The 24,962-nt window shown below is 59.0% G+C and carries 25 protein-coding genes and 1 pseudogene; 19 read left to right on the forward strand and 7 right to left on the reverse strand.

Annotated elements, in window-relative coordinates; translation table 11 throughout:
• Window positions 1–2 precede the first annotated feature (2 nt).
• From rpmD to bfr, 11 genes are all read left to right on the forward strand, one after another.
• Window positions 3–179 (forward strand): 50S ribosomal protein L30, encoded by a 177-nt coding sequence (gene rpmD, locus HU750_RS24155; RefSeq protein WP_008089798.1) that lies wholly within the window; start codon window positions 3–5, stop codon window positions 177–179.
• Window positions 180–182: 3 nt separating this feature from the next.
• Window positions 183–617, forward strand: coding sequence for a 50S ribosomal protein L15 (gene rplO, locus HU750_RS24160; protein ID WP_003255461.1), 435 nt, complete (start codon window positions 183–185; stop codon window positions 615–617).
• Window positions 618–1,949: a preprotein translocase subunit SecY gene (gene secY, locus HU750_RS24165; RefSeq protein WP_003257108.1), complete on the forward strand. Its 1,332-nt coding sequence runs from the start codon at window positions 618–620 to the stop codon at window positions 1,947–1,949. It begins immediately after the preceding gene.
• A gap of 28 nt (window positions 1,950–1,977) precedes the next feature.
• Entirely contained in the window at window positions 1,978–2,094 is a 117-nt protein-coding gene (gene rpmJ, locus HU750_RS24170) for a 50S ribosomal protein L36 (RefSeq protein WP_002555468.1), read from the forward strand.
• A gap of 131 nt (window positions 2,095–2,225) precedes the next feature.
• The gene (gene rpsM, locus HU750_RS24175; protein ID WP_003255457.1) at window positions 2,226–2,582 is read left to right on the forward strand and encodes a 30S ribosomal protein S13; all 357 of its coding nucleotides are present in this window, start codon (window positions 2,226–2,228) and stop codon (window positions 2,580–2,582) included.
• Between the two features lie 18 nt (window positions 2,583–2,600).
• On the forward strand, window positions 2,601–2,990 hold the full coding sequence (rpsK, locus tag HU750_RS24180) for a 30S ribosomal protein S11 (protein WP_003255454.1): 390 nt from the start codon (window positions 2,601–2,603) through the stop codon (window positions 2,988–2,990).
• 15 nt (window positions 2,991–3,005) lie between these two features.
• Window positions 3,006–3,626, forward strand: coding sequence for a 30S ribosomal protein S4 (gene rpsD, locus HU750_RS24185; protein WP_009681977.1), 621 nt, complete (start codon window positions 3,006–3,008; stop codon window positions 3,624–3,626).
• Window positions 3,627–3,648: 22 nt separating this feature from the next.
• Window positions 3,649–4,650, forward strand: a complete 1,002-nt coding sequence (locus HU750_RS24190; protein WP_003255452.1) for a DNA-directed RNA polymerase subunit alpha — start codon at window positions 3,649–3,651, stop codon at window positions 4,648–4,650.
• A 42-nt stretch (window positions 4,651–4,692) separates the two neighbouring features.
• Window positions 4,693–5,079, forward strand: a complete 387-nt coding sequence (gene rplQ, locus HU750_RS24195) for a 50S ribosomal protein L17 (RefSeq protein WP_003255451.1) — start codon at window positions 4,693–4,695, stop codon at window positions 5,077–5,079.
• 172 nt (window positions 5,080–5,251) lie between these two features.
• Entirely contained in the window at window positions 5,252–6,691 is a 1,440-nt protein-coding gene (locus tag HU750_RS24200; protein WP_186682787.1) for a catalase, read from the forward strand.
• A 162-nt stretch (window positions 6,692–6,853) separates the two neighbouring features.
• Window positions 6,854–7,318, forward strand: coding sequence for a bacterioferritin (bfr, locus tag HU750_RS24205; RefSeq protein WP_008089766.1), 465 nt, complete (start codon window positions 6,854–6,856; stop codon window positions 7,316–7,318).
• 67 nt (window positions 7,319–7,385) lie between these two features.
• On the opposite strand, the gene uvrA is transcribed toward bfr, so the two are convergent.
• The gene (gene uvrA, locus HU750_RS24210; protein ID WP_186682789.1) at window positions 7,386–10,220 is read right to left on the reverse strand and encodes an excinuclease ABC subunit UvrA; all 2,835 of its coding nucleotides are present in this window, start codon (window positions 10,218–10,220) and stop codon (window positions 7,386–7,388) included.
• Between the two features lie 129 nt (window positions 10,221–10,349).
• Between uvrA and HU750_RS24215 the strand changes: the two genes are divergently transcribed.
• The gene (locus tag HU750_RS24215) at window positions 10,350–11,744 is read left to right on the forward strand and encodes an MFS transporter (RefSeq protein WP_085274033.1); all 1,395 of its coding nucleotides are present in this window, start codon (window positions 10,350–10,352) and stop codon (window positions 11,742–11,744) included.
• Window positions 11,745–11,753: 9 nt separating this feature from the next.
• Window positions 11,754–12,305: a single-stranded DNA-binding protein gene (locus HU750_RS24220; protein ID WP_027594878.1), complete on the forward strand. Its 552-nt coding sequence runs from the start codon at window positions 11,754–11,756 to the stop codon at window positions 12,303–12,305.
• 86 nt (window positions 12,306–12,391) lie between these two features.
• Here the strand turns inward: HU750_RS24220 and HU750_RS24225 are convergent, their stop codons facing one another.
• The 6 genes and pseudogenes from HU750_RS24225 to HU750_RS24250 form a co-directional block, all read right to left on the reverse strand.
• Complete coding sequence (locus HU750_RS24225; protein WP_186682791.1) at window positions 12,392–12,784, reverse strand: Imm50 family immunity protein; 393 nt, start codon at window positions 12,782–12,784, stop codon at window positions 12,392–12,394.
• A gap of 17 nt (window positions 12,785–12,801) precedes the next feature.
• Window positions 12,802–13,095, reverse strand: a pseudogene (locus tag HU750_RS24230) (RHS repeat-associated core domain-containing protein); the annotation flags it as partial.
• A gap of 259 nt (window positions 13,096–13,354) precedes the next feature.
• On the reverse strand, window positions 13,355–13,918 hold the full coding sequence (locus tag HU750_RS24235) for a hypothetical protein (protein WP_186682793.1): 564 nt from the start codon (window positions 13,916–13,918) through the stop codon (window positions 13,355–13,357).
• A gap of 273 nt (window positions 13,919–14,191) precedes the next feature.
• Entirely contained in the window at window positions 14,192–14,569 is a 378-nt protein-coding gene (locus HU750_RS24240; RefSeq protein ID WP_186682795.1) for a hypothetical protein, read from the reverse strand.
• An 18-nt stretch (window positions 14,570–14,587) separates the two neighbouring features.
• A complete protein-coding gene (locus HU750_RS24245) occupies window positions 14,588–15,082 on the reverse strand; it encodes a hypothetical protein (protein ID WP_186682797.1) in 495 nt (164 codons plus the stop codon).
• Window positions 15,083–15,339: 257 nt separating this feature from the next.
• Window positions 15,340–16,734 carry an aminotransferase-like domain-containing protein gene (locus HU750_RS24250; RefSeq protein ID WP_186682799.1) on the reverse strand — a complete coding sequence of 465 codons (1,395 nt, stop codon included), beginning with the start codon at window positions 16,732–16,734 and terminating at the stop codon, window positions 15,340–15,342.
• A gap of 441 nt (window positions 16,735–17,175) precedes the next feature.
• On the opposite strand from HU750_RS24250, the gene HU750_RS24255 reads away from it, so the two are divergent.
• The 6 genes from HU750_RS24255 to HU750_RS24280 all read left to right on the forward strand — a co-directional run bounded on the left by HU750_RS24255 (window position 17,176) and on the right by HU750_RS24280 (window position 24,962).
• Entirely contained in the window at window positions 17,176–18,201 is a 1,026-nt protein-coding gene (locus HU750_RS24255; RefSeq protein WP_099452747.1) for a TauD/TfdA family dioxygenase, read from the forward strand.
• Window positions 18,202–18,232: 31 nt separating this feature from the next.
• Complete coding sequence (locus tag HU750_RS24260; protein ID WP_027594881.1) at window positions 18,233–19,018, forward strand: sulfite exporter TauE/SafE family protein; 786 nt, start codon at window positions 18,233–18,235, stop codon at window positions 19,016–19,018.
• Between the two features lie 22 nt (window positions 19,019–19,040).
• Complete coding sequence (locus HU750_RS24265; protein ID WP_027594882.1) at window positions 19,041–19,814, forward strand: SDR family NAD(P)-dependent oxidoreductase; 774 nt, start codon at window positions 19,041–19,043, stop codon at window positions 19,812–19,814.
• Between the two features lie 476 nt (window positions 19,815–20,290).
• Complete coding sequence (gene fdnG / locus HU750_RS24270) at window positions 20,291–23,359, forward strand: formate dehydrogenase-N subunit alpha (RefSeq protein ID WP_186682801.1); 3,069 nt, start codon at window positions 20,291–20,293, stop codon at window positions 23,357–23,359.
• Window positions 23,359–24,309 (forward strand): formate dehydrogenase subunit beta, encoded by a 951-nt coding sequence (gene fdxH, locus HU750_RS24275; protein WP_027594885.1) that lies wholly within the window; start codon window positions 23,359–23,361, stop codon window positions 24,307–24,309. Before fdnG ends, fdxH begins: the two co-directional genes overlap by 1 nt.
• On the forward strand, window positions 24,306–24,962 hold the full coding sequence (locus tag HU750_RS24280) for a formate dehydrogenase subunit gamma (protein WP_099428202.1): 657 nt from the start codon (window positions 24,306–24,308) through the stop codon (window positions 24,960–24,962). Before fdxH ends, HU750_RS24280 begins: the two co-directional genes overlap by 4 nt.

Raw genomic sequence — 24,962 nt, forward strand, 5'->3', positions numbered from 1 at the left:
TCATGGCAACCGTTAAAGTAACGCTGATCAAGAGCGTCTCGGGCCGTATCCCTAACCACAAACTGTGCGTTAAGGGTCTGGGTCTGCGTCGCATCGGTCACACTGTAGAAGTCCAGGATACTCCCGAGAATCGCGGGATGATCAACAAGGCTTACTACATGCTGCGCGTCGAGGGTTAATCGATGAAACTCAATGATCTGAGTCCAGCGCCGGGTTCCCGTCGCGAAAAGCATCGTCCGGGTCGTGGTATCGGTAGCGGTCTGGGTAAGACCGGCGGCCGTGGCCACAAAGGTCAGACCTCCCGTTCGGGTGGTTCGATCGCTCCGGGCTTCGAAGGCGGTCAACAGCCGCTGCACCGTCGTCTGCCGAAATTCGGCTTCGTTTCCCTGAAAGCCATGGACCGCGCAGAAGTGCGTCTGTCCGAGCTGGCCAAAGTGGAAGGCGACGTGATCTCCGTGCAATCCCTGAAGGATGCCAACGTGATCAACCAGCACATTCAGCGTGTGAAAATCATGCTGTCTGGCGAAGTTACTCGCGCAGTCACCATCAAGGGCATCGCAGCCACCAAGGGTGCGCGTGCGGCTATCGAAGCAGCTGGCGGCAAATTCGAGGAATAAATGGCTAAGCAAGGTGCTCTCTCTTCGCTCGGTAAGGGCGGGATGTCGGAACTCTGGGCTCGTCTGCGCTTTCTGTTCATGGCGATCATCGTCTATCGGATAGGTGCGCATATCCCGGTTCCAGGCATCAATCCGGACCGTCTGGCGGATCTGTTTCGGCAGAATGAGGGGACCATTCTTAGCTTGTTCAACATGTTTTCCGGTGGCGCGCTTGAGCGCATGAGCATCTTTGCACTGGGGATCATGCCGTACATTTCGGCATCGATCATCATGCAGCTGATGACGGCGGTCAGCCCGCAACTGGAGCAGTTGAAGAAGGAAGGTGAAGCTGGCCGTCGCAAGATCAGCCAGTACACCCGCTACGGCACCGTTATCCTGGCGCTGGTCCAAGCCATTGGCATGTCCATTGGCCTGGCCAACCAGGGCGTGGCGTTTTCTGTCGGCCTGGGCTTCCATGTCGTCGCGGTTTCCACGTTTGTGGCCGGCGCGATGTTCATGATGTGGCTGGGCGAGCAGATCACCGAGCGCGGTGTGGGCAACGGTATCTCGATGTTGATCTTCGCAGGTATCGTTGCCGGTCTTCCGAGAGCAATCGGGCAGTCTTTCGAGTCTGCGCGTACAGGCGATATCAACATTTTCGCCCTGGTCGCAATCGGTTTGCTGGCAGTAGCGATTATCGGTTTCGTGGTGTTCATTGAGCGTGGTCAGCGTCGTATCGCCGTTCACTACGCCAAGCGTCAGCAGGGCCGCAAGGTCTTCGCTGCGCAGACCAGCCACTTGCCGTTGAAGGTGAACATGGCGGGGGTTATCCCGGCTATTTTCGCCAGCAGCATTTTGCTGTTCCCGGCTTCGCTGGGTGCCTGGTTCGGTCAGTCCGAAGGTATGGGCTGGTTGCAGGACATCTCGCAGTCGATCGCTCCTGGTCAGCCGTTGAACATCTTGCTGTTTAGTGCAGGGATCATTTTCTTCTGCTTCTTCTACACAGCGCTGATGTTCAATCCGAAAGACGTAGCGGAAAACCTGAAGAAGTCCGGTGCCTTTATTCCGGGTATCCGTCCTGGTGAACAGTCGGCTCGCTACATTGATGGCGTTCTGACCCGTTTGACCATGTTCGGTGCTCTTTACATGATGGCCGTCTGCCTTCTGCCCCAGTTCCTGGTGGTGGCAGCAAATGTGCCGTTCTACCTTGGCGGGACCTCGTTGCTGATTGTGGTAGTGGTTGTGATGGACTTCATGTCCCAAGTACAATCGCACCTCGTTTCGCACCAGTACGAATCCCTGATGAAGAAAGCCAACCTGAAAGGCTACGGTGGCAGCGGTTTGCTGCGCTGATACGCCCCTAAGGTTCGAGGAGTCGGTAATGAAAGTTCGTGCATCGGTGAAAAAGCTGTGCCGTAACTGCAAGATCATCCGTCGCGAAGGCGTCGTACGAGTGATCTGCAGCGCGGAACCGCGTCACAAACAGCGCCAAGGCTGAGTGTGATCGTCGCTTCAAACCCAGCAGCTAGTGTGCTGCTGGGTTGATTATTCGTTTCTACAGCGATATTATCTCGCGCCCTATTTCTTGGCTTCCGGGGCGTAGGTAGCTGTCAATTGGAGTCCCACTGAATGGCCCGTATTGCAGGCGTCAACATTCCAGATAACAAGCATACTGTTATCTCGCTGACCTACATCTATGGTGTCGGTCGCACAACTGCGCAGAAGATCTGTGCAGACGCTGGTGTAAACCCAGCCGCTAAGATCAAGGATCTGAGCGACGAGCAAATCGAAACCCTGCGTGGCGAAGTCGCGAAGTTCACCACCGAAGGTGACCTGCGTCGTGACATCAACATGAAGATCAAGCGCTTGATGGACCTGGGTTGCTACCGCGGCCTGCGTCATCGTAAAGGTCTGCCGGTTCGCGGTCAGCGCACCAAGACCAACGCACGCACCCGTAAGGGCCCGCGTAAGCCGATCCGCAAGTAACCGCCCAGGAATATAGACATGGCAAAACCTGCTGCTCGTCCTCGTAAGAAAGTCAAAAAGACAGTGGTTGATGGCATCGCCCACATCCATGCGTCTTTCAACAACACCATCGTGACCATCACCGACCGTCAGGGCAATGCTTTGTCCTGGGCGACCTCCGGTGGTTCGGGTTTCCGTGGTTCGCGCAAATCCACCCCGTTCGCAGCACAGATCGCTGCTGAGCGTGCTGGTCAAGCTGCGCTGGAATACGGTCTGAAGAACCTCGACGTTAACGTCAAGGGTCCAGGTCCAGGTCGTGAGTCCGCCGTTCGTGCATTGAACAGCTGCGGCTACAAGATCGCCAGCATCACCGACGTGACGCCAATCCCGCACAACGGGTGCCGTCCGCCGAAGAAGCGTCGCGTGTAATCAGGAGACAGAAGAATGGCACGTTACATTGGTCCAAAATGCAAACTGTCTCGTCGTGAAGGCACCGATCTGTTCCTGAAGAGCGGCGTTCGCGCTCTGGAATCGAAGTGCAACATCGAAGCAGCCCCAGGTATCCACGGCCAGCGCCGTGGCCGTCAGTCCGACTACGGTACCCAGCTGCGCGAGAAACAAAAAGTCCGTCGTATCTACGGTGTTCTGGAGCGTCAGTTCCGCGGTTACTACCAAGCTGCTGCCTCGAAAAAAGGCGCAACCGGTGAGAACCTGCTGCAACTGCTCGAGTGCCGTCTGGATAACGTCGTCTACCGTATGGGCTTCGGCTCGACTCGTTCCGAGTCCCGTCAGCTGGTTTCGCACAAAGCGATCAGCGTCAACGGTAAGACTGTAAACATTCCATCCTACCAAGTTCGTCCGGGTGACGTGGTCGCGGTTCGCGAGAAGTCGCTGAGCCAGCTGCGCATTGTTCAAGCCCTTGAACTGTGCGCCCAGCGTGGCCGCGTTGAGTGGGTTGACGTGGATGCTGCTAAAAAGTCGGGCGTTTTCAAGAACGTTCCTGCTCGCAGCGACCTGTCTGCCGACATCAACGAGAACCTGATTGTCGAGCTCTACTCCAAGTAAGGGCTAGAAAATAGGTGCATCCATGCAGATTTCGGTAAATGAGTTCCTGACTCCCCGCCACATTGATGTGCAGGTAGTCAGTCCGACCCGCGCCAAGATCACGCTCGAGCCTCTCGAGCGTGGCTTCGGCCATACCCTGGGCAACGCGCTGCGCCGCATCCTGTTGTCCTCCATGCCTGGCTGTGCAGTAGTCGAGGCCGAGATCGATGGCGTACTCCATGAGTACTCCGCGATCGAAGGTGTTCAGGAAGACGTAATTGAAATCCTGTTGAACCTGAAAGGCCTGGCTATCAAACTGCACGGTCGTGACGAAGTTACGCTGACCTTGTCGAAAAAGGGTTCGGGGGTGGTTACCGCTGCCGATATTCAGCTGGATCACGATGTCGAGATCGTCAACCCCGATCACGTAATCGCGAACCTGGCGTCGAACGGCGCCCTGAACATGAAGCTCACCGTAGCTCGTGGTCGTGGTTACGAGCCGGCCGACTCCCGTCAAACCGACGAAGACGAAAGCCGTAGCATTGGCCGTCTGCAGTTGGACGCTTCGTTCAGCCCGGTGCGTCGTATCGCCTATGTGGTCGAAAACGCCCGTGTTGAACAGCGTACCAACTTGGACAAGCTGGTCATTGATCTGGAAACCAACGGCACCCTGGATCCTGAAGAGGCAATCCGCCGCGCTGCGACCATCCTGCAACAGCAGCTGGCCGCGTTCGTCGACCTCAAAGGTGACAGTGAGCCTGTCGTAGTCGAGCAGGAAGACGAGATCGATCCGATCCTGCTGCGTCCGGTTGACGACCTGGAACTGACTGTACGTTCGGCCAACTGCCTCAAGGCGGAGAACATCTACTACATCGGCGACCTGATTCAGCGTACCGAAGTAGAGCTGTTGAAGACTCCTAACCTGGGCAAGAAGTCCCTGACTGAAATCAAGGACGTCCTGGCCTCTCGTGGTCTGTCTCTCGGCATGCGCCTCGACAACTGGCCGCCTGCAAGTCTTAAGAAAGACGACAAGGCGACCGCCTGATCGTCGTAATCACCGAACGTAGTGTTTGGTAAGGAATGAATCATGCGTCATCGTAAAAGTGGACGTCACCTGAGCCGTACCAGCTCTCACCGCAAAGCTATGTTCCAGAACATGGCTGTGTCGCTGATCGAGCACGAGCTGATCAAAACCACCCTGCCGAAAGCCAAGGAACTGCGCCGCGTTGCCGAGCCGCTGATCACCCTGGCCAAGGAAGACAGCGTTGCTAACCGTCGTCTGGCCTTCGACCGTACCCGTTCGAAGTCCGCTGTTGGCAAACTGTTCAACGATCTGGGCAAGCGTTACGCCACCCGTCAGGGCGGCTACCTGCGCATCCTGAAGTGCGGTTTCCGCGCTGGCGACAACGCGCCTATGGCGTACGTCGAGCTGGTTGATCGTCCAGTCGGTGGTGCTGTAGAAGCTGCCGAGTAAGACGTTCTGTCTGCTACAAAGAACCGGGCCTTGTGCCCGGTTTTTTGTGTCTGCAAGTATTGTTAATTTCTATTGATACAAGTCATGTAATGAATTTGTCCTGAAGCGACCGCTCGTCAATACTCCTATCCAAGCCGATTAGCCGGCAGTTCTAGACCGATAAGGAGAGCCCATGAGCAAGATTCTCACCACCGCCAGCGGTGCACCTGTAGCTGACAACCAGAATTCCCGCTCTGCCGGCCCCCGCGGCCCGCTGCTGCTCGACGATTTCCACCTGATCGAGAAGCTCGCCCACTTCAACCGCGAGAACATCCCAGAACGTCGTGTTCACGCCAAGGGTTCGGGCGCGTACGGCACCTTTACCGTTACCCGCGACATCACCGGCTACACCAGCGCCAAGCTGTTCGAACAGGTCGGCAAGGAGACCGAAACCTTCCTGCGCTTCTCCACGGTCGGTGGCGAACGTGGTTCGGCTGACACCGAGCGTGATCCGCGTGGTTTCGCCGTCAAGTTCTATACCGAGGAAGGCAACTGGGACATCGTTGGCAACAACACCCCGGTGTTCTTCATCCGTGACCCGCTCAAGTTCCCGGACTTTATCCACACCCAGAAGCGCCACCCGCAGTCCAACCTGAAGAACGCGCAAATGATGTGGGACTTCTGGTCACACTCGCCCGAGGCGCTGCACCAGGTCACCATCCTGTTCTCTGACCGCGGCATCCCGGACGGCTACCGTCACATGCACGGGTTTGGCAGCCACACCTACAGCCTGATCAGCGCCGCCGGTGAACGTACCTGGGTGAAGTGGCACTTCAAGACCCAGCAAGGCATCAAGAACCTCGCCCCTGCTGACGCTGCACGCTTGGCCGGTACAGACCCGGACTACGCCCAGCGCGACCTGTTCGAGGCCATCGAGCGCGGCGACTACCCGCGCTGGACCGTGTGCATCCAGGTGATGACTGAGGCCGAGGCCGCCAGCCGTGACGAGAACCCGTTCGATGTGACCAAGACCTGGTCGCAGAAGGATTATCCGCTGATTGAGGTGGGCGTACTGGAGCTCAACCGTAACCCGCTCAACTACTTCGCTGAGGTCGAGCAAGCGGCGTTTGGTCCGAGCAACATGGTCCCAGGTGTCGGGCTGTCGCCTGACCGCATGCTGCAGGGCCGGGTGTTCGCCTACGCCGATGCACACCGCTACCGCGTGGGCACCAACCACCAGCAGTTGCCGGTCAACGCACCGCGCTCTGCGGTCAACAGCTACCAGCGTGATGGTTCGATGGCTATTGGCAGCTACGGCAGCGCGCCGAACTACGAGCCCAATAGCTATGGCGATGCACCCAAGCAGTCGCCACGCCATGCTGAGCCTGCCCTGGCCCTGAATGGCTCGGCTGATCGCTACGATCACCGTGAGGACAATGACTACTACAGCCACGCCGGTGCACTGTTCCGCTTGATGAACGAACACCAGAAGGCCCTGCTGATCAACAACATCGCGGGCGCCATGGCAGGCGTGAGCGACGATGTCATCCAACGCCAGTTGCAGTACTTCTTCAAGGCTGACCCGGCCTACGGTGAGGGCATTGCCAAGGCGCTGGGCGTGAATCTCGCCTAAGTCGAAGTGATAAGAAGAACCGCCCTCATTTGGGCGGTTTTTCAATGAATATCACTACTGTTTAACCGATTTTTTGCATCTAATTGCGCGTTTTTCAGTGACCGCGAGCAAAACGTGGTTCACACTATGTCCATTGATGTTTTCACATGGAGAAGCAGGGCGATGCAAGGTCACCCGGACGTAATCAACTACCTCGTCACGTTGCTGAAGGGCGAACTGGCAGCACGCGACCAGTACTTCATTCACTCGCGTATGTATGAAGACTGGGGCCTGTCCAAGCTCTACGAGCGCATCAACCACGAGATGGAAGAAGAAACGCAGCACGCCGACGCGCTGATGCGCCGTATCCTCATGCTCGAAGGCACCCCCGACATGCGCGCGGATGACCTCGAAGTCGGCAGCACCGTGCCGGAGATGATCGAAGCCGACCTCAAGCTGGAATACAAGGTCCGCGCCGCGCTGTGCAAAGGCATCGAGCTGTGCGAGCTGCACAAGGACTACATCAGCCGCGACATCTTGCGCGCGCAGTTGGCCGATACCGAAGAAGATCACACCTACTGGCTGGAGAAGCAGCAGGGCCTGATCAAGGTTATCGGCCTGGAGAACTACCTGCAGTCGCAGATGTAAGTTATCCACAGTCAATAAAAAGCCCCTGGCACTTACGGTGCCAGGGGCTTTTTTATGCACAGGCGAATCAGGCCCGGTCACGCTCCAACAGCGGCTTGAGGTAATGCCCGGTGTAGGACTGCTTCATCTTGGCCAGTTCTTCCGGTGTACCGCTGGCAATGATCTGCCCACCTTTGGAGCCACCTTCCGGCCCCAAGTCCACCAGCCAGTCGGCGGTCTTGATCACGTCCAGGTTGTGCTCGATCACCACCACGGTGTTGCCGTGGTCGCGCAGGCGGTGCAGCACATCGAGCAACTGCTGGATATCGGCAAAGTGCAGGCCCGTGGTTGGCTCGTCGAGGATATACAGGGTCTTGCCGGTATCGCGCTTGGACAGCTCGCGGGACAGCTTCACCCGCTGAGCCTCACCGCCCGACAAGGTAGTCGCCGACTGGCCCAGCTTGATGTAGGACAGGCCTACGTCCATCAGGGTTTGCAGCTTGCGCGCTAACGCCGGGACCGCGTCGAAGAACTCGCGGGCGTCCTCGATGGTCATTTCCAGCACCTCGTGGATGTTCTTGCCCTTGTACTTGATCTCCAGGGTTTCGCGGTTGTAGCGCTTGCTTTTGCACACGTCGCACGGCACGTAGATGTCGGGCAGGAAGTGCATCTCGACCTTGATCAGGCCATCGCCCTGGCAGGCCTCGCAACGGCCGCCCTTGACGTTGAACGAGAAGCGCCCTGGGCCGTAGCCGCGTGAGCGCGATTCTGGAACACCCGAGAACAGCTCGCGGATCGGCGTGAAAATGCCGGTGTAGGTTGCCGGGTTCGAACGCGGTGTGCGACCAATCGGGCTCTGGTCGATATCCACCACTTTGTCCAGGTGCTGCATGCCATCCATGCTGCTGTGCGGCGCGGCTTCCAGGCTGCTCGCGCCGTTGAGCGCGGTAGCGGCGAGCGGGTACAGGGTGTTGTTGATCAGGGTCGATTTGCCCGAACCCGACACGCCCGTTACGCAGGTCAGCAGGCCGATCGGGATTTCCAGGTCGACGTTCTGCAGGTTGTTACCGCGCGCGCCCTTGAGCTTCAGCGAGAGTTTCTTGTCGCGTGGCGTGCGTTTGGCTGGGACGACGATTTTCTTGCGCCCGGACAGGTATTTGCCAGTCAGCGAGTCAGGATGCGCCATGACCTCCTCGGGCGTGCCCTCGGCGACGATCTGGCCGCCATGCACCCCGGCACCCGGGCCGATGTCCACCACATAGTCGGCTAAACGAATAGCGTCTTCGTCGTGTTCCACCACGATGACCGTATTGCCCAGGTCGCGCAGGTGGTTGAGGGTGGCCAGCAAGCGGTCGTTGTCACGTTGATGAAGACCGATGGACGGTTCATCGAGGATGTACATCACCCCGACCAGGCCCGCACCGATCTGGCTGGCCAGGCGGATGCGCTGGGCCTCACCACCCGATAGTGTGTCGGCGCTGCGGTCCAGGGTGAGGTAGTCCAGGCCGACGTTGACCAGAAACTGCAGGCGCTCGCAGATTTCCTTGAGAATTTTCGCTGCAATTTCACCACGGCGCCCGGTCAGGGTCAGCTCGCCGAAGTAGCTGCTGGCTTCACCGATCGGCAGGTTGGTGACGGCCGGTAGGGTTTTTTCGCCCACCCACACGTGCCGAGCTTCGCGCCGCAGACGGGTGCCGCGGCAGTCAGGGCAGGGTTGGGTGCCGAGCAGTTTGGCCAGCTCTTCACGCACGGTGGCCGACTCGGTCTCGCGGTAGCGCCGCTCCAGGTTCGGCACGATGCCTTCGAACGGGTGCGAGCGTTTGACGATGTCGCCGCGGTCATTGAGGTATTTGAAGTCGACGCTCTGCTTGCCGCTGCCTTGCAGGATCACCTTCTGGTGCTCGGCCGACAGCTCGCCGAACGGCGCCTCAAGGCTGAACCCGTAGTGCGCGGCCAGCGAGCCAAGCATCTGGAAGTAATAGACGTTGCGCCGGTCCCAGCCGCGTATAGCGCCCTCGGCCAGGGTCAGCTCGGTGTTGACCAGGCGTTTGGTGTCGAAGAACTGTTTGACCCCCAGGCCGTCACAGGTCGGACAAGCACCGGCCGGGTTGTTGAAGGAGAACAGCTTGGGCTCCAGCTCACTGATCGCATGGCCACAGACCGGGCAGGCGAAGCGGGCGGAGAAGATCATCTCTTCGCCTTCTTCGTCGTCCATCGGCGCCACCAAGGCGATACCGTCGGCCAATTTGAGTGCCGTCTCGAACGACTCGGCCAGACGCTGCTGCAGGTCGGCGCGGACCTTGAAGCGGTCTACCACCACATCGATGCTGTGCTTCTTCTGTTTATCCAGCTTGGGCAGCTCATCGAGCTCGTAGAGCTTGCCGTTGACCCGCGCGCGGACGAAGCCCTGGGCGCGCAGCTCGTCGAACACGGCCAAGTGCTCGCCCTTGCGCTCGCGGATCACCGGTGCCAGCAGCATCAGCTTGCTGCCTTCGGGGCGCTCCAGTACCAGGTCGACCATCTGGCTGACGGTCTGCGCCTCCAGCGGGATGTCGTGGTCCGGGCAGCGCGGCGTGCCAACGCGGGCGTAAAGCAGGCGCAGGTAGTCGTAGATCTCGGTGATGGTGCCGACGGTGGAGCGGGGGTTGTGCGAGGTCGACTTCTGCTCGATGGAAATGGCCGGGGAGAGGCCTTCGATGGTGTCGACGTCGGGCTTTTCCATCATCGACAGGAACTGCCGGGCATAGGCCGACAGGGATTCGACATAACGGCGCTGGCCTTCGGCGTACAGTGTGTCGAACGCCAGTGAGGACTTGCCGGACCCGGACAGGCCGGTGATGACGATCAGCTTGTCCCGCGGCAGGGTCAGGTCGATGTTCTTCAGGTTGTGGGTACGTGCCCCACGAATCAGGATCTTGTCCACTGCGGCCTCGCTCGGCGGGCATAAACAAAGAAGTATACGGCGCGCTGCCAGTACGCGGCAAAGCGTCGCGTATATGCCGTCAAGCTGTCGGACTGATAGAATCGCCGCCGGTTCACACGAGGTTAATCCATGCACGACACCCACAACGAGCGCATGAGTGGCAGCGAAACCCGCGCCGCAGGCGGCCTGGCCCTGGTCTTTGCCTTTCGTATGCTGGGCATGTTCATGGTCTTGCCGGTGCTGGCCACCTACGGCATGGACCTGGCCGGTGCCACACCCGCGCTGATTGGCCTGGCCATTGGCGCCTACGGCCTTACCCAGGCGGTCCTGCAGATCCCGTTCGGCATGGTGTCCGACCGCATCGGCCGGCGCCCGGTAATTTACCTGGGGCTGGTGATCTTCGCCCTGGGCAGCGTGCTGGCGGCCCAGGCCGACTCTATCTGGGGGGTCATCGCCGGGCGCATTCTGCAGGGCGCGGGGGCGATTTCCGCCGCCGTCATGGCACTGCTGTCCGACCTGACCCGGGAACAGCATCGCACCAAGGCCATGGCCATGATCGGCATGAGCATCGGCCTGTCGTTCGCTGTCGCCATGGTCGTCGGCCCGCTGTTGACCCGTGCCTACGGGCTGTCAGGATTGTTCTTGTCCACGGCAGGGCTTGCGCTGGTGGGCACCCTGCTGATCGCCTTCGTCGTGCCTAGCACTCACAGCACCTTGCAGCACCGTGAGTCGGGCGTTGCCCGCCAGGCACTGGGCCCGACCCTGCGCCATCCGGACCTTCTGCGCCTGGACATCAGTATCTTCATCCTCCACGCCATCCTCATGGCCAGCTTCGTCGCACTGCCCTTGGCCTTCGTCGAGCGTGGCGGCCTGCCCAAGGAAGAGCACTGGTGGGTCTACCTGACCGCGCTGTTCATCTCATTTTTTGCAATGATCCCGTTCATCATCTACGGCGAAAAAAAGCGCAAGATGAAACGCGTACTGGCCGGAGCGGTCAGTGTGTTGCTGCTGGTCGAGGTGTTCTTCTGGCAGTGGGCTGACAACTTGCGCGGACTGGTGATTGGCACCGTGGTATTCTTTACCGCATTCAACCTGCTGGAAGCCTCGCTGCCTTCGTTGGTGAGCAAGGTGTCGCCTGCGGGTGGCAAGGGAACGGCGATGGGGGTGTACTCCACCAGCCAGTTCCTGGGCGCCGCCCTGGGGGGCATCCTCGGTGGCTGGTTGTTCCAGCACGGTGGGCTGAACATGGTGTTCCTCGGTTGCGCGCTGCTGTGTGCCGTATGGTTGGTCGTCGCGTTGCGCATGAACGAGCCGCCGTATGTGACCAGCCTGCGCATGCCGCTGACGCCCGAGGCAGTCCGGGAAGCCGGGTTGACCGAACGCCTGATGGCCGTGCCGGGTGTGACCGACGCCGTTGTGGTGGCAGAAGAAGCCGCCATCTATATCAAACTGGATACGAAAATTTTGGACCGTACGACCCTCGAGCGTCTGGTGAACCCAGCCTCTTCGGCGTGCGAAGCCTAGGAGAACGTTATGGCCCGTGGGGTTAACAAAGTCATTCTGGTCGGCACCTGTGGCCAGGATCCCGAAGTCCGCTACCTGCCCAACGGTAACGCCGTGACCAACCTGAGCCTGGCTACCAGCGAGCAGTGGACCGACAAGCAGTCGGGCCAGAAGGTCGAGCGTACCGAGTGGCACCGTGTGTCGCTGTTCGGCAAGGTTGCCGAAATCGCCGGCGAATACCTGCGCAAGGGTTCGCAGGTGTACATCGAAGGCAAGCTGCAGACCCGCGAGTGGGAAAAAGACGGCATCAAGCGCTACACCACCGAGATCATCGTCGACATCAACGGCACCATGCAGCTGCTGGGCGGCCGTCCGCAGAACCAGCAAGGTGGCGGCGACCAGTACAACCAGGGTGGTGGCAACAACTACAACCAGGGTGGCCAGCAGCAACAATACAACCAGGCGCCACCACGTCAGCAGGCCCAGCGCCCGCAACAGGCTCCTCAGCGCCCAGCGCCGCAGCAGCCAGCGCCGCAGCCGGCGGCTGACTTTGACAGCTTTGATGACGATATTCCGTTCTAAGCAACGATAAAGACGAGTTTGTACAACAGTCTTTGAAAGGCCCCGCGCTAGCGGGGCCTTTCGTTTCTGCAGTGTGTCGACAGAAGTTATACATCACAGTAAGCACTTACGCCGTCTATCATGACGTGCTCAGCGGTAATCTCCAATTTTAGAGCCCCGTTATCAGCATTCAGACGAATAATACCGTTTTCTTTCGTAATGTTTAGGTCAAGCATGCAGTTTGATTGCATGCCAGAAATTTGCAGTTCTCTGACGCCTACGGCTAGCAGTCTTAACTGGATGCGGTTGAATCCTGCGGTTTTCCACTTTGTGGGTGGGTGATTGGGGAATTCCCTCAGGTCAAACCTTAGGAGGACTTTTGGGCCATCACGCTGAATTTCAATGCCATGCACATTGACACCTTTTAGTAAGGGCGTGTCCTCCCCGTATAGGGAGTTAAGTGCTGTCGGGTCGACAAGGTGTTCAGTCCAATTAATCATTTTGCCTCGCTAAGAATCCCATTAGTATTCAGTCCGCCGGATAAGCCAATAGCATCACTTTCGACATACCGCCAAGTCTGCGGGTCATGACCACGGAAGTAATTGTAGTGCAGCCCGCTCTCAGCGTCGTAGTACTGCCCAGGAAAGCACAGGTTGAGCAACGTCTGTTGTCCTGAACCCTGCGGATCCTGATTCAAGCCCTACAAGTAAGTGGTAAAGCCTTGGCTGGTAATTTTGGCGACGCGCTGGCCAAGGCTGTTGTACCGGTACTGCGCCGCCAATTGGTCGTTGATCTGTACATAGGCCAAGCGATCTACGCGTCATAATCTTTCACGTAATTCGCGTATTTCATCAGGTAATATTTTTATTGTCCTAATTTCTGGTGTGCACTCAGCTATCTTTTTCCATTTTGCTCCTGATTAGCACGTAGGAATCTTTGGGGTTTGGTAGCCGAACATGATGGATTCGCTTCACATGCTTCCTCAAAACCAGATGCGTAATGATTAGGTGAATTGTCTCGAGTATTTCATCAAGATCCTTGGGGGCTTATCTTGTAGGCCGCTCCCCGATTTACTGGCCTTGTTGATTGTGATTCCGTTGACCTAATACCTGAATATTGAATAACTCACGATCTACTGGGTCAAATATATTCACACTTGGGTTCACCTTGGTGGAAATAAATCCAAGGCCCACATCGTCATGCGGGTATATAAACAATCCAAGCCTCTCAAAATAGATGAAAATATGTCCGCAAAGCCCGCCCAGTGTCATTTGGATATAATAGGCTTTATAGAGAAGATTTATATTCTCCTCTGTAATTGGTACATTCCTGAATCCATCGCCGTCAACAATGCTATAGGGTGAGCTTAATAGCGGCTCGATAAATTTCTTCACATCTGAATCGCTGTATTCATACAGGGGTTTCAGGTCGCTTATATCACAACCTAGAGTCAGGCTTGATATTGCGGAAACTCCAAATTCAATCTCTTTCCTAACTAGGTTGTCAAGTATGGATATTGCAATCTCGCCCCCGTGCCTTATCTTGTTGCCAATGTAATAAAAATATCCATAATATCCGTGTGAGCTAGTGTAGCTTTCAAGGCATATACTGTTTTTGAAATCTTCTATGATCATACATTAATCAACCTTAATTGCAGTGCCATTAGCTGCTGCCTGCGGGGAGGTAGGACAGGATTGATTGATACTGATTTAGGACAGATGTGGGACAAGAATAGGACAGCTTCCGCCATCACCGATGGAAGAGGTAATTGAGAGACTGCGAGATGGGACTGAAGGACGGGAGATTGGGGGGAGCGCTACACCGGGGGGGCAAGTCGTAGCGCTCTTTTTCTCGCGGGTAAATAACCCACCCTACAAGACTGAGATTAGATGGTCCGACTGTAGGAATTAGCTTTCGTCTGAACATGGATAGCCTGTCATGTCGAGTGAAAGAGACAGTTCTGAAATCAACTTAACCAAAGACTTAGAAAACTTTAATGGAAGTACTACGGTTTCATCAAGGCTGTAATAAACAGCAATCCTAAAAACTGAATCCTCTAGCGCCAATCTTTCTCCAAGAACCTTCAACCCTTCGATAAAATCGCATGCAGTTTTATCGAACACCAGCCAGTCATTAAAATCGAAATCATTTATCGATATGGATAGATGACCCGTTTTTGAACTTGCGCTACTCATATATTTATTGGGCAGTTTCATCGCCAATGCAGCAAGCTCTGAACAGTCAGTATTTTTTATTACAATCTCAAGGCTGCATTCATAAATCATCTTAGGTACCTTGTAAAATTAGCACATTGGAAGTTTAGGCTTTGGGCAGCCGAACATTGTAGGATGCACCTCGCAGGCCTCTTCAAAGCCAGGAGGAAGTATTAGCGGAGGTACTAAGTTTAGAATATCGTCAATTCCCCCGCCCCCGCCCTTGTTATCTGGCTTAGGCTTACCTTTTTCCAACCACTCCTTGTGGTACTCATCGGCTACATCTTTCGAAACCTGCCCATTAGGCCCCTTCAGATCATTCATGTCACCTTGTTTGTGGAACCACCTCCAAAAGGCCCTCGGTAAGCGGAATAAACATTTCGCCATGTAGAGGTCGACTTTTGGCTCTGGCCGGCTTACCGGGCCAATGCCGAGATAGTCATATTCGTATTTCGTACTAAACGCCTGGCAAAGTGCAGTGGCAGATGCATTGGGTGGCACAATATTCCCAATACTCCATTCCTTATCACCCGCAACCGCAAGAACACTACAGCTGACCAATAGAGCGGCCAGTATTGCTTTCATCCATGTAAATCGCACTGTTTCCATCCTTGGTGTGTATTGCAACAAGGATTATATACAGGTTGAGTTGCTTCAGCGGGAGAGTGCCTGGCGGGATTTTACGTGATCTGTGGCGGTGTTCACTGCTTGCAAGTATGCAATGTGGCAACCGACCCAGCGTCAAAGTCGCCGCGAATTCAGGCTTTGCTGCCGCGTTGCGGCAGATCGCGGGGCAAGCCCGCTCCCACAACAATGGATGACCATACTTTTCGTACAAAAACCTAGTAAAAAAGCCGCGGCTCCGGCGAATCCAGCAAGCTGACCAGCTTGGTCAGAGCAAAGCCCAACTCCGCGCGGCTTGGCGTCATCAGTGCGATACGCACGCCGCAGGTGGCAGCGCTGCGCTCCGGAAGGAACTGACTGCCACTCACCACCGTGACGCCGTTGTTGCGCGCCAGGTTGGCAAATTCGTCGCTGGTCCACGGCTCGGGCAGCTCCAGCCAAAGATGGAAACTGTTGGGCTGGCTGCGGACCTTGTAGTTACCCAGGATCTCGCGGGCCATTTGCTGGCGCGCGGCCGCTTCGTCCTGCTGCACCTGCACCAGTTGGTCGGCCATGCCGCTGTTGATCAGGTTGCTGGCCAGTTGCGCCATCAACGGCGAGGGCATCCAGACGCTGCTGCGCACCATCGACGAGAGCCGCGAAAGGGTTTGGGGCGGGGCATAGAGGTAACCGATCCGCAGCGCGGGGAGCACGCTTTTGGACAAGCTGGTCAGGTACACCGAGCGCTCTGGGGCATAGGCCGCCAACGGTTTGTAATCAGGGGCCGGTTCAAGGAAGCCATAGATATCGTCATCGACGATGAACAGGTCGAACTCGCGGGCGATCTCGGCGATGGCTTCACGGCGCGCGTGGGGCATGATCGAGTTGGTGGGGTTCTGGTGGGTGGTCACGCACACCAGCAGGGAAGGGCGGTGTTCCTGGCACGCCGCGCGCAAGGCCTCGGGAATTAAACCGTGCTCGTCCATGGCCACGCCGCGCAGGCGGCGCCCCATGCTGTGCGCCAGGGAAATGATGCCCGGGTAGCAGAATGACTCGCACAGGATGACGTCATCGTTCTTGGACAAACTGCTGATGGCCACCAGCAGCCCGTGTTGGGCGCCCGAGGTCAGCACCACCTGCTGCCAGTTCGCTTCGGGTAGCCAGCGTTGAATCCAGGCCGCACCGGCCTGCTTGTGCGTCGCGTGACCACCCTCGGTGACGTAATCGAGCACCTGGGCCAGGTCGGGAGATGCTGCCAGTTCGTTTATTGCCCCGCGCAACCAGTCGGTCATGTGCGCGTCATTGGGTTTGATGATCGAAAGGTCGATCTGGCCACTCTCGCGCTCGGCTGGCGCAGGCATGGGGCGTGCTGCCGAGGCTGGCGCATGCGCCGGGCGTTGCTGCAACACAAAGGTGCCGCGGCCGACCTCGCCCACCACCAGGCCCCGTTTGGCGGCTTCGTCATAGGCGCGCCCAATGGTGCCAGGCGTCACGTTCAATGATTCGGCCAAGTCCTTGAGGGTCGGCAGGCGATCGCCAGCGCTCAGTCGGCCGCTGCCGATGTCCTGTTCAAGGGCGTCGGCGATCATCAGATAGACCGGCTGCGCCAGGTCGCTGTAGTGAGGAACCCACATAGAAATGGCACCAAAGGCTGCAAGAACGCGGAAGCCTAGCACGAAAGGTCTGATAGGAGTAATTGTGTTTTCTTGTAGGCAAATTACATCGATTGAGCTGGCTTTTGCCGGCCAGATGAGCGACTGAAGGTCCTTCAGCTTCGGCAGCGCTCGGCGAACTGCTCCAGGGAATTCAGTGATTTTCCAGAAATCTTTTGAAATCAATAAGTTGATTGAATCGATGCAATAGATGTGCTCACGCTGTGCTGAAATAAATTGAGTCGATTCTATTTTTGTAATTACAATGATTGAGTCGATGCAATCTGCGGGGTGCCGCCCAGGCTCCACTTATCTCATCGCACAGCTGTGAACGGCTTCAAAAAAAGACAACGTCTGCCGCCTCTGCCCGGCTAAGCACGACACCGAATGGCCTCAAGCTAGCTCAATGGAATATCACTCGAAATGGAAAGCGCACACCTGCAACAGGGAGCCGAGCCTCAGACTTCACTGGAGATCCGCCTGCCTTGGGTAACCTCAAGTGCCTGGCAAACCTTGCTGAACAATACCCCCCTCGATTTTGAAACCAGCAAAGAGCTCTACCCTCAGCTCAAGGATCAGGCGCAGGAGGTGCTGGGCAACGCACTGTGCCAGCAGATTCGTGGTTTCGTTGAAGACCCGCAACTGACCAGCATGATCGTGCGCAATTGCCCACGCGACCGTGACGTACCTCCTACGCCGTACTCGGGTGTGCTCAGCCCGCGCAGCACGCCGATTGCCTGCCTGGTCAGCCTGACCATGCAGAGCCTGATGGGCATCAACCCGATCGTTTATGAGGGGGAGAACGACGGCCGGCTGTTCCGCCATGTCATTCCGGCACGCACTTCATCCAGCCACAAGAGCTCCCATGGTTCGCGGCTGCGTTTTTCCTACCACGTCGACAACCCCGACCTGCCGCTGTCATCCGAACCACTCGGCACGGCCTCCTGCTGCCCGGAATACCTGTCGTTCTTTGGCATGCGCTGCGACCCGCGCATCAGCACAACGCTGGTCAACCTCGATGCGGTAGTGGCGGCGCTGCCGTCGGCCACCGTGCGTGAGCTTTGCCTGCCACAGTTCGAAATCCGCCGCCCCGACTCATTTACCGCCAATCGGCGATGCACCGCCGAGTTGCCCGTGCTGGCGCATGGCAATGCCGGCGAGTGGTTGTGCCGTTTCGACAGCGAGAACACCCACGGCCTGAACCTGCGTGCCGAGCAAGCCCTGGCCAGCTTGCGCGGTGTGCTGGAGACCCGCCGCTTCGACGAGCCACACCTGCTGCTGCCGGGCGACTTCATGATTTTCAAGAATCAGCGTGTGTTGCATGCCCGTGATGGCTTCGAGCCGCAGAACGACGGTGCCGACCGCTGGCTGTTGCGCCTGTTCGCGGTCAACGACCTGAACCGTGTGCATTTTGCCCGTGCGGACCACCTCTACGAAGTGCGCTCCTGATCTTTCTCAACGACTCGATGGAAGTAACGATATGGAACTGTTAGGCGCTTTCTGGGCGGAACACTGGCTGCTGGCGATCCTGATGCTGGGGGCGATCGCGTTCATTGCAGGCTTCGTCGACAGCATTGCCGGTGGCGGCGGGTTGTTCCTGGTCCCTGGGTTTCTGTTAGTGGGCATGCCGCCTCAGGTGGCTCTCGGGCAAGAAAAACTGGTGAGCACACTCGGCACGCTGGCCGCCATCCGCAACTTTCTGGCCAACAGCAAGATGGTTTGGAAGGTGGCGCTGGTCGGGGTGCCGTTCTCATTGCTCGGTGCTTATCTGGGGGCGCACCTGATCGTGTCGATCTCCCAGGAGACCGTGGGCAAGATCATCCTGGCTTTGATCCCGTTCGGCATCCTGATCTTCCTCACCCCCAAAGACCGCCCGGTCGAGGAGCGCGAACTGTCCCCGCGCACGCTCTACACCGTGGTGCCGTTGACCTGCCTGACCATCGGCTTCTATGACGGCTTCTTCGGCCCAGGCACCGGCAGCATGTTCATCATCGCTTTCCATTACCTGCTGCGCATGGACCTGGTCTCCAGCTCCGCAAACTCCAAGACCTTCAACTTCGCCTCCAACATCGGCGCGCTGGTGGCGTTCATCATGGCCGGCAAGGTTGTGTACCTGCTGGCCCTGCCACTGGTGGCCTGCAACATTCTCGGCAACCACATGGGCAGTGCCCTGGCCTTGCGCAAAGGCAACGACGTGGTGCGCAAAGTGTTGGTGTTTTCGATGCTGTGCCTGTTCACCAGCCTGGGCGTGAAGTACCTGGTTTGACCTACCTACTCGGAGATAACTGATGAAAACCGCATTCGTAACCGGCGCCTCCTCGGGGTTTGGCCGAGCCATCTGCCGTACGTTGATTGCCAAGGGCTACCGCGTGATCGGTGGCGCCCGGCGCATGGACAAACTGCAGGCGCTGGAGGGTGAGCTGGGGGTCAACTTCATCCCCTTGGCGTTGGATGTCACCGACCCTGCGTCGCTTGAAACGGCTGTCGAGCAGATTCGTGATGCCTCGCTGCAAATCGATCTGTTGGTCAACAACGCCGGGCTGGCGCTGGGGGTCGATCGCGCCCAGGCCAGCAGCGCCGAGAATTGGCAGCGGATGATCGATACAAACATCACCGGGCTGGCCATGGTCACCCACAAGATCCTGCCGCAGATGGTGGAAGCAGACAGCGGGATGATCATCAACATCGGCTCGATTGCCGGCACCTATCCCTATCCAGGCGGCAACGTGTATGGCGCCAGCAAGGCATTCGTGCGCCAGTTCAGCCTCAACCTGCGTGCCGACCTGGCCGGTACCCGCGTGCGGGTGAGCAATATCGAGCCGGGCCTGTGCTCGGGCACCGACTTTTCGGTGGTGCGCCTGAAGGGCGACCTGGACGCGGTGGAGGCGCTGTACCGCGACGTGGAAGCCATCCTGCCAGAGGACATCGCGGCTACGGTGGCGTGGATCGCCGAGCAGCCCGCGCATGTGAATATCAACACCCTCGAAATCATGCCGGTGGCGCAGAGCAGTGCGGCGCTGAATGTGGTGCGTAATCTGCCCAGGCCGTTGGGCGCTGCTTGATAGAGGGGTGCGCGCAGGGTGTTCGACACACCAGCTTCAGCGCCTGTGAGATCGAGCGCCGCCCGCGCGGCGCTTCGCGGGGCAAGTCGGACCGCCGCACCGCCGCTCCCACATCTGTTTCGGGCCAGTGAGGCCTGTGGCATTTGCGCGCGACCGCCTTGTTTGTCCGACGCGATATCGAGGCGGGCGCCAAGGAGCCGCGCGCCAATGCCTCAGGAATAATTGGCCCGAAACAGATGTGGGAGCGGGCTTGCCCCGCGAAGCGCCGCGCGGGCGGCGCTCGATCTCACAGGCGCTGGAGATGTTATGGCGAGCACCTGTCAGCCTCCACACCGATCCCCCCCTGACCCCTGTCATAGCACCTTCCCGATTCTTGACTAGTCTTACCTATCGGTGGCCATCAAAAACCCGCCACCGTGACTACCAAGAGGCGCCGGCCATGTTCCGCGCGTCCACCACCTGATCAGGAGTGCACGATGGACCTCAACCGTCGGCAGTTCTTCAAGGTCGCCGCTGTCGGCCTTGGAGGCTCGAGCCTGGCGGCGTTGGGCATGGCCCCGACGCCGGCCTTCGCCGAGCAGGTGCGTCACTTCAAGCTGGCGCACACCAAAGAGACCCGCAACACCTGCCCCTACTGCTCGGTCGGCTGCGGCCTGATCATGTACAGCCAGGGTGATGCGGGCAAGAACGTCAAACAGAACATCATCCATATCGAAGGCGACGCCGACCACCCGGTCAACCGCGGCACCCTGTGCCCAAAAGGCGCGGGCCTTCTGGACTTTATCCACAGCCCAAGCCGGCTGCAGTACCCCGAGGTGCGCAAGCCGGGCAGCAAGGAGTGGGTGCGGGTGGAGTGGGACGAGGCGCTCGACCGCGTCGCCGACCTGATGAAGCAGGACCGCGATGCCAACTTCATCGAGAAGAACGCCCAGGGGCAAACCGTCAACCGCTGGCTTACCACCGGTTTTCTCGCCGCCTCCGCCGCCTCCAGCGAGGCCGGCTACCTGACCCACAAGGTTGTTCGTGCAACAGGCATGCTGGGGTTCGATAACCAAGCACGTGTCTGACATGGCCCGACGGTGGCAAGTCTTGCCCCGACGTACGGCCGTGGTGCCATGACCAACCACTGGTCCGATATCGCCAACGCGAATCTGGTCCTGGTGATGGGGGGCAACGCAGCAGAAGCGCATCCGTGCGGCTTCAAGTGGGTGACCGAAGCCAAGGCGCACAACAAGGCGCGGCTGATCGTGGTCGACCCGCGGTTTACCCGTACCGCCTCGGTGGCGGACTACTACGCGCCCATCCGCACCGGCAGCGACATCGCCTTCATGGGCGGGCTGATCAATTACCTGCTGAGCACCGACAAGATCCAGCACGAGTACGTGCGCAACTACACCGACGTGTCGTTCATCGTCAAAGAAGGCTATGGCTTCGAGGACGGGCTGTTCAGCGGCTACGACGCGGCCAAGCGCGTGTACGCCGACAAGTCCGGTTGGGGCTACGAGCTGGGTGAGGACGGCTTTGCCAATGTTGACCCGACCTTGCAGCACCCGCGTTGCGTGTTCCAGCTGATGAAGCAGCACTACAGCCGCTACACCCCGGAGCTCGCCAGCATGACCTGTGGCATGCCGCAGGACGCCATGATGAAAATCTGGGAAGAGATCGCCACCTGCTCGGTACCGGGCAAGACCATGACGATTCTCTACGCACTGGGCTGGACCCAGCACTCTATTGGCGCGCAGATCATCCGCAGTGCGGCGATGGTGCAGCTGTTGCTGGGTAACGTCGGCATGCCGGGTGGTGGGGTCAACGCCTTGCGTGGGCACTCCAATATCCAAGGCCTGACCGACCTCGGCCTGCTGTCCAACTCGCTGCCGGGTTACCTGACCCTGGCCGGTGATGCCGAGCAAGACTACGCCGCGTTCATCGACAAGCGTGCCTCCAAGCCGCTGCGCCCTGGGCAGCTGTCCTACTGGCAGAATTACGGCAAGTTCCACGTCAGCCTGATGAAGGCCTGGTATGGCGCCAATGCCACGGCGGAAAACAACTGGGGCTACGACTGGCTACCCAAGCTCGATGTGCCGGCCTACGACGTGCTGCGCATGTTCGAGATGATGGGCCAGGGCAAGGTCAACGGCTACATCTGCCAAGGCTTCAACCCGATTGCCGCGCTGCCGGACAAGAACCGTGTCACCGCCGCGCTAGGCAAGCTCAAGTGGCTGGTGATCATGGACCCGCTGGCCACCGAAACCTCGGAGTTCTGGCGCAATGCCGGGCCGTTCAACGACGTCGACACGGCCAATATCCAGACCGAAGTGATCCGCCTGCCCACCACTTGCTTTGCCGAGGAGGACGGCTCGCTGGTCAACAGCAGCCGCTGGCTGCAATGGCACTGGAAAGGTGCCGACGGCCCGGGCCAGACCCGTACCGACGTGCACATCATGAGCGAGCTGTTCCTGCGCCTGCGCCAACGCTACCAGGCCGAGGGCGGCGCTTACCCCGATGCGTTGATGAACATCAGCTGGCCGTACAAGGTCCCTGAAGAGCCGTCCCCGGAGGAGCTGGCCAAGGAAATGAACGGCTGGGCGGTAACCGACGTCACCGACCCGACCGGCGCGGTGCTCAAGGGCGGGCAACAGTTGTCGGGCTTCGGCCAGCTCAAGGACGACGGCAGTACCGCTTCGGGTTGCTGGATTTTCGCCGGCTGCTGGACCGAGCAAGGCAACCAGATGGCACGCCGCGACAACAGCGACCCGTACGGCATGCACCAGGTGCAGAACTGGGCCTGGGCCTGGCCGGCCAACCGCCGCATCCTCTACAACCGTGCCTCCAGCGACCCGCAAGGCAAGCCATGGGACCCAGAGAAAAAACGCCTGGTGTGGTGGAACGGCAAAGTCTGGACCGGTACCGATGTGCCCGACTTCAAGGTCGACTCGCCACCGGAAGCCGGGATGAATCCGTTCATCATGAACCCCGAGGGCGTGGCGCGGTTCTTTGCCATCGACAAGATGGCCGAAGGCCCGTTCCCCGAGCACTACGAGCCGTTCGAAACGCCGATCGGCATCAACCCGCTGCACCCGCAGAACAAGAAGGCCACCAGCAACCCGGCCGGGCGCATCTTCGATTCAGTGTGGGACAGCCTCGGCACCCATGATGAATTCCCTTACGCGGCGACCACCTACCGGCTGACCGAGCACTTCCACTTCTGGAGCAAGCATTGCCGGCTCAACGCGATCGCCCAGCCCGAGCAGTTCGTCGAGATCGGCGAGGTGCTGGCGAATGAGAAGGGCATCAAGGCAGGTGACCGGGTGCGGGTGTCTAGCAAGCGCGGGCATATCGACGCGGTGGCGGTGGTGACCAAGCGGATTCGCCCGCTGCAGGTCAACAACCAGACCGTGCACCAGATCGGCATCCCGTTGCACTGGGGCTTCACCGGGGCGACCCGGTACGGCTACCTGACCAACACCCTGGTGCCGTTCCTGGGTGATGGCAACACCCAGACGCCGGAGTCCAAGTCGTTCCTCGTCAAAGTGGAGAAACTCTGATGGCCAGCCAAGACATCATCGCCCGCTCGGCCACCACCACCGTACCGCCTTCGGTACGCCAGCAGGAGGAAGTCGCCAAGCTGATCGACACCACCAAGTGCATCGGCTGCAAGGCCTGCCAAGTGGCCTGTTCGGAGTGGAACGAGCTGCGTGACGAGGTTGGCCACAACCACGGCACTTACGACAACCCCCAGGACCTCACCGCCGAGACCTGGACCCTGATGCGCTTCACCGAGCACGAGCGCGACGACGGCAACCTGGAGTGGCTGATCCGCAAGGATGGCTGCATGCACTGCGCCGACCCCGGTTGCCTGAAAGCCTGCCCGAGCCCGGGGGCGATCATCAAGCACGCCAACGGTATCGTCGATTTCAACCAGGACCACTGCATCGGTTGCGGCTACTGCATCACCGGCTGCCCGTTCAACATCCCGCGCATATCGCAGAAGGACCACAAGGCGTACAAGTGCACGCTGTGTTCCGACCGGGTGAGCGTGGGGCTGGAGCCGGCCTGCGTGAAAACCTGCCCGACCGGGGCGATCGTTTTCGGCAGCAAGGACGAGATGAAGGTGCATGCCGCCGAGCGCATCGTCGACCTCAAGTCACGTGGCTACGACAACGCCGGGCTGTACGACCCGGACGGCGTCGGTGGCACCCACGTGATGTACGTGCTGCACCATGCCGACACGCCCCGGCTGTACGCCGGCCTGCCGGACCAGCCGGTGATCAGCCCGCTGGTAGGCTTGTGGAAGGGCTTCACCAAGCCGCTGGCGCTGTTGGCCATGGGCGCGGCGGTGCTGGCTGGGTTCTTCCACTATGTGCGGGTTGGCCCACAGCGGGTCGAAGAGGACGAGCACCCCACGCCGCCTGATGACAGCGTGCACCAGGTGGACCCTGCGGTGCATGTGTACGATCCGAAGCAGCCCGGTGGGCAAGGGGAGCAACGGCCATGAACCACAACAAGCCTATCCTGCGTTACAACGCCAACGAGCGGACCAACCACTGGATTGTCGCCATTCTGTTTTTCATGGCCGGGCTGTCTGGGCTGGCGCTGTTCCATCCGGCCCTGTTCTGGCTAAGCCACCTGTTCGGCGGTGGGCCGTGGACACGCATCCTGCACCCGTTCATGGGCGTGGCCATGTTCGTGTTCTTCCTCGGCCTGGTGGTGCGTTTCTGGCGCGCCAACTTCATCACCGCCAACGACCGCCTGTGGCTGCGCCGCATCGACCGGGTGATGGTCAACCGTGAAGACGGCGTGCCGCCCATTGGCAAGTACAACGCCGGGCAGAAGCTGCTGTTCTGGACGCTGCTGCTGTGCATGCTGGTGCTGTTGCTGAGCGGTGTGGTCATCTGGCGCGCGTACTTCAGCCATTTCTTCGATATCGGCTCCATTCGCCTGGCTACCTTGCTGCATGCGCTGGCGGGTTTTGTGCTCATCCTTAGCATCATTGTGCACATCTACGCCGGTATCTGGATCAAGGGCTCCATTGGCGCCATGCTGCATGGTTGGGTCAGCCGCGCCTGGGCCCGCAAACATCATGAGCTGTGGTACCGCGAGGTGACCGGCGACAAGCCCCCGGGTGATCACGGACGTAAAGAAGGATGA

The sequence above is a fragment of the Pseudomonas sp. SWRI50 genome (genome assembly GCF_014269095.1).
GTDB lineage: Bacteria > Pseudomonadota > Gammaproteobacteria > Pseudomonadales > Pseudomonadaceae > Aquipseudomonas > Aquipseudomonas kermanshahensis.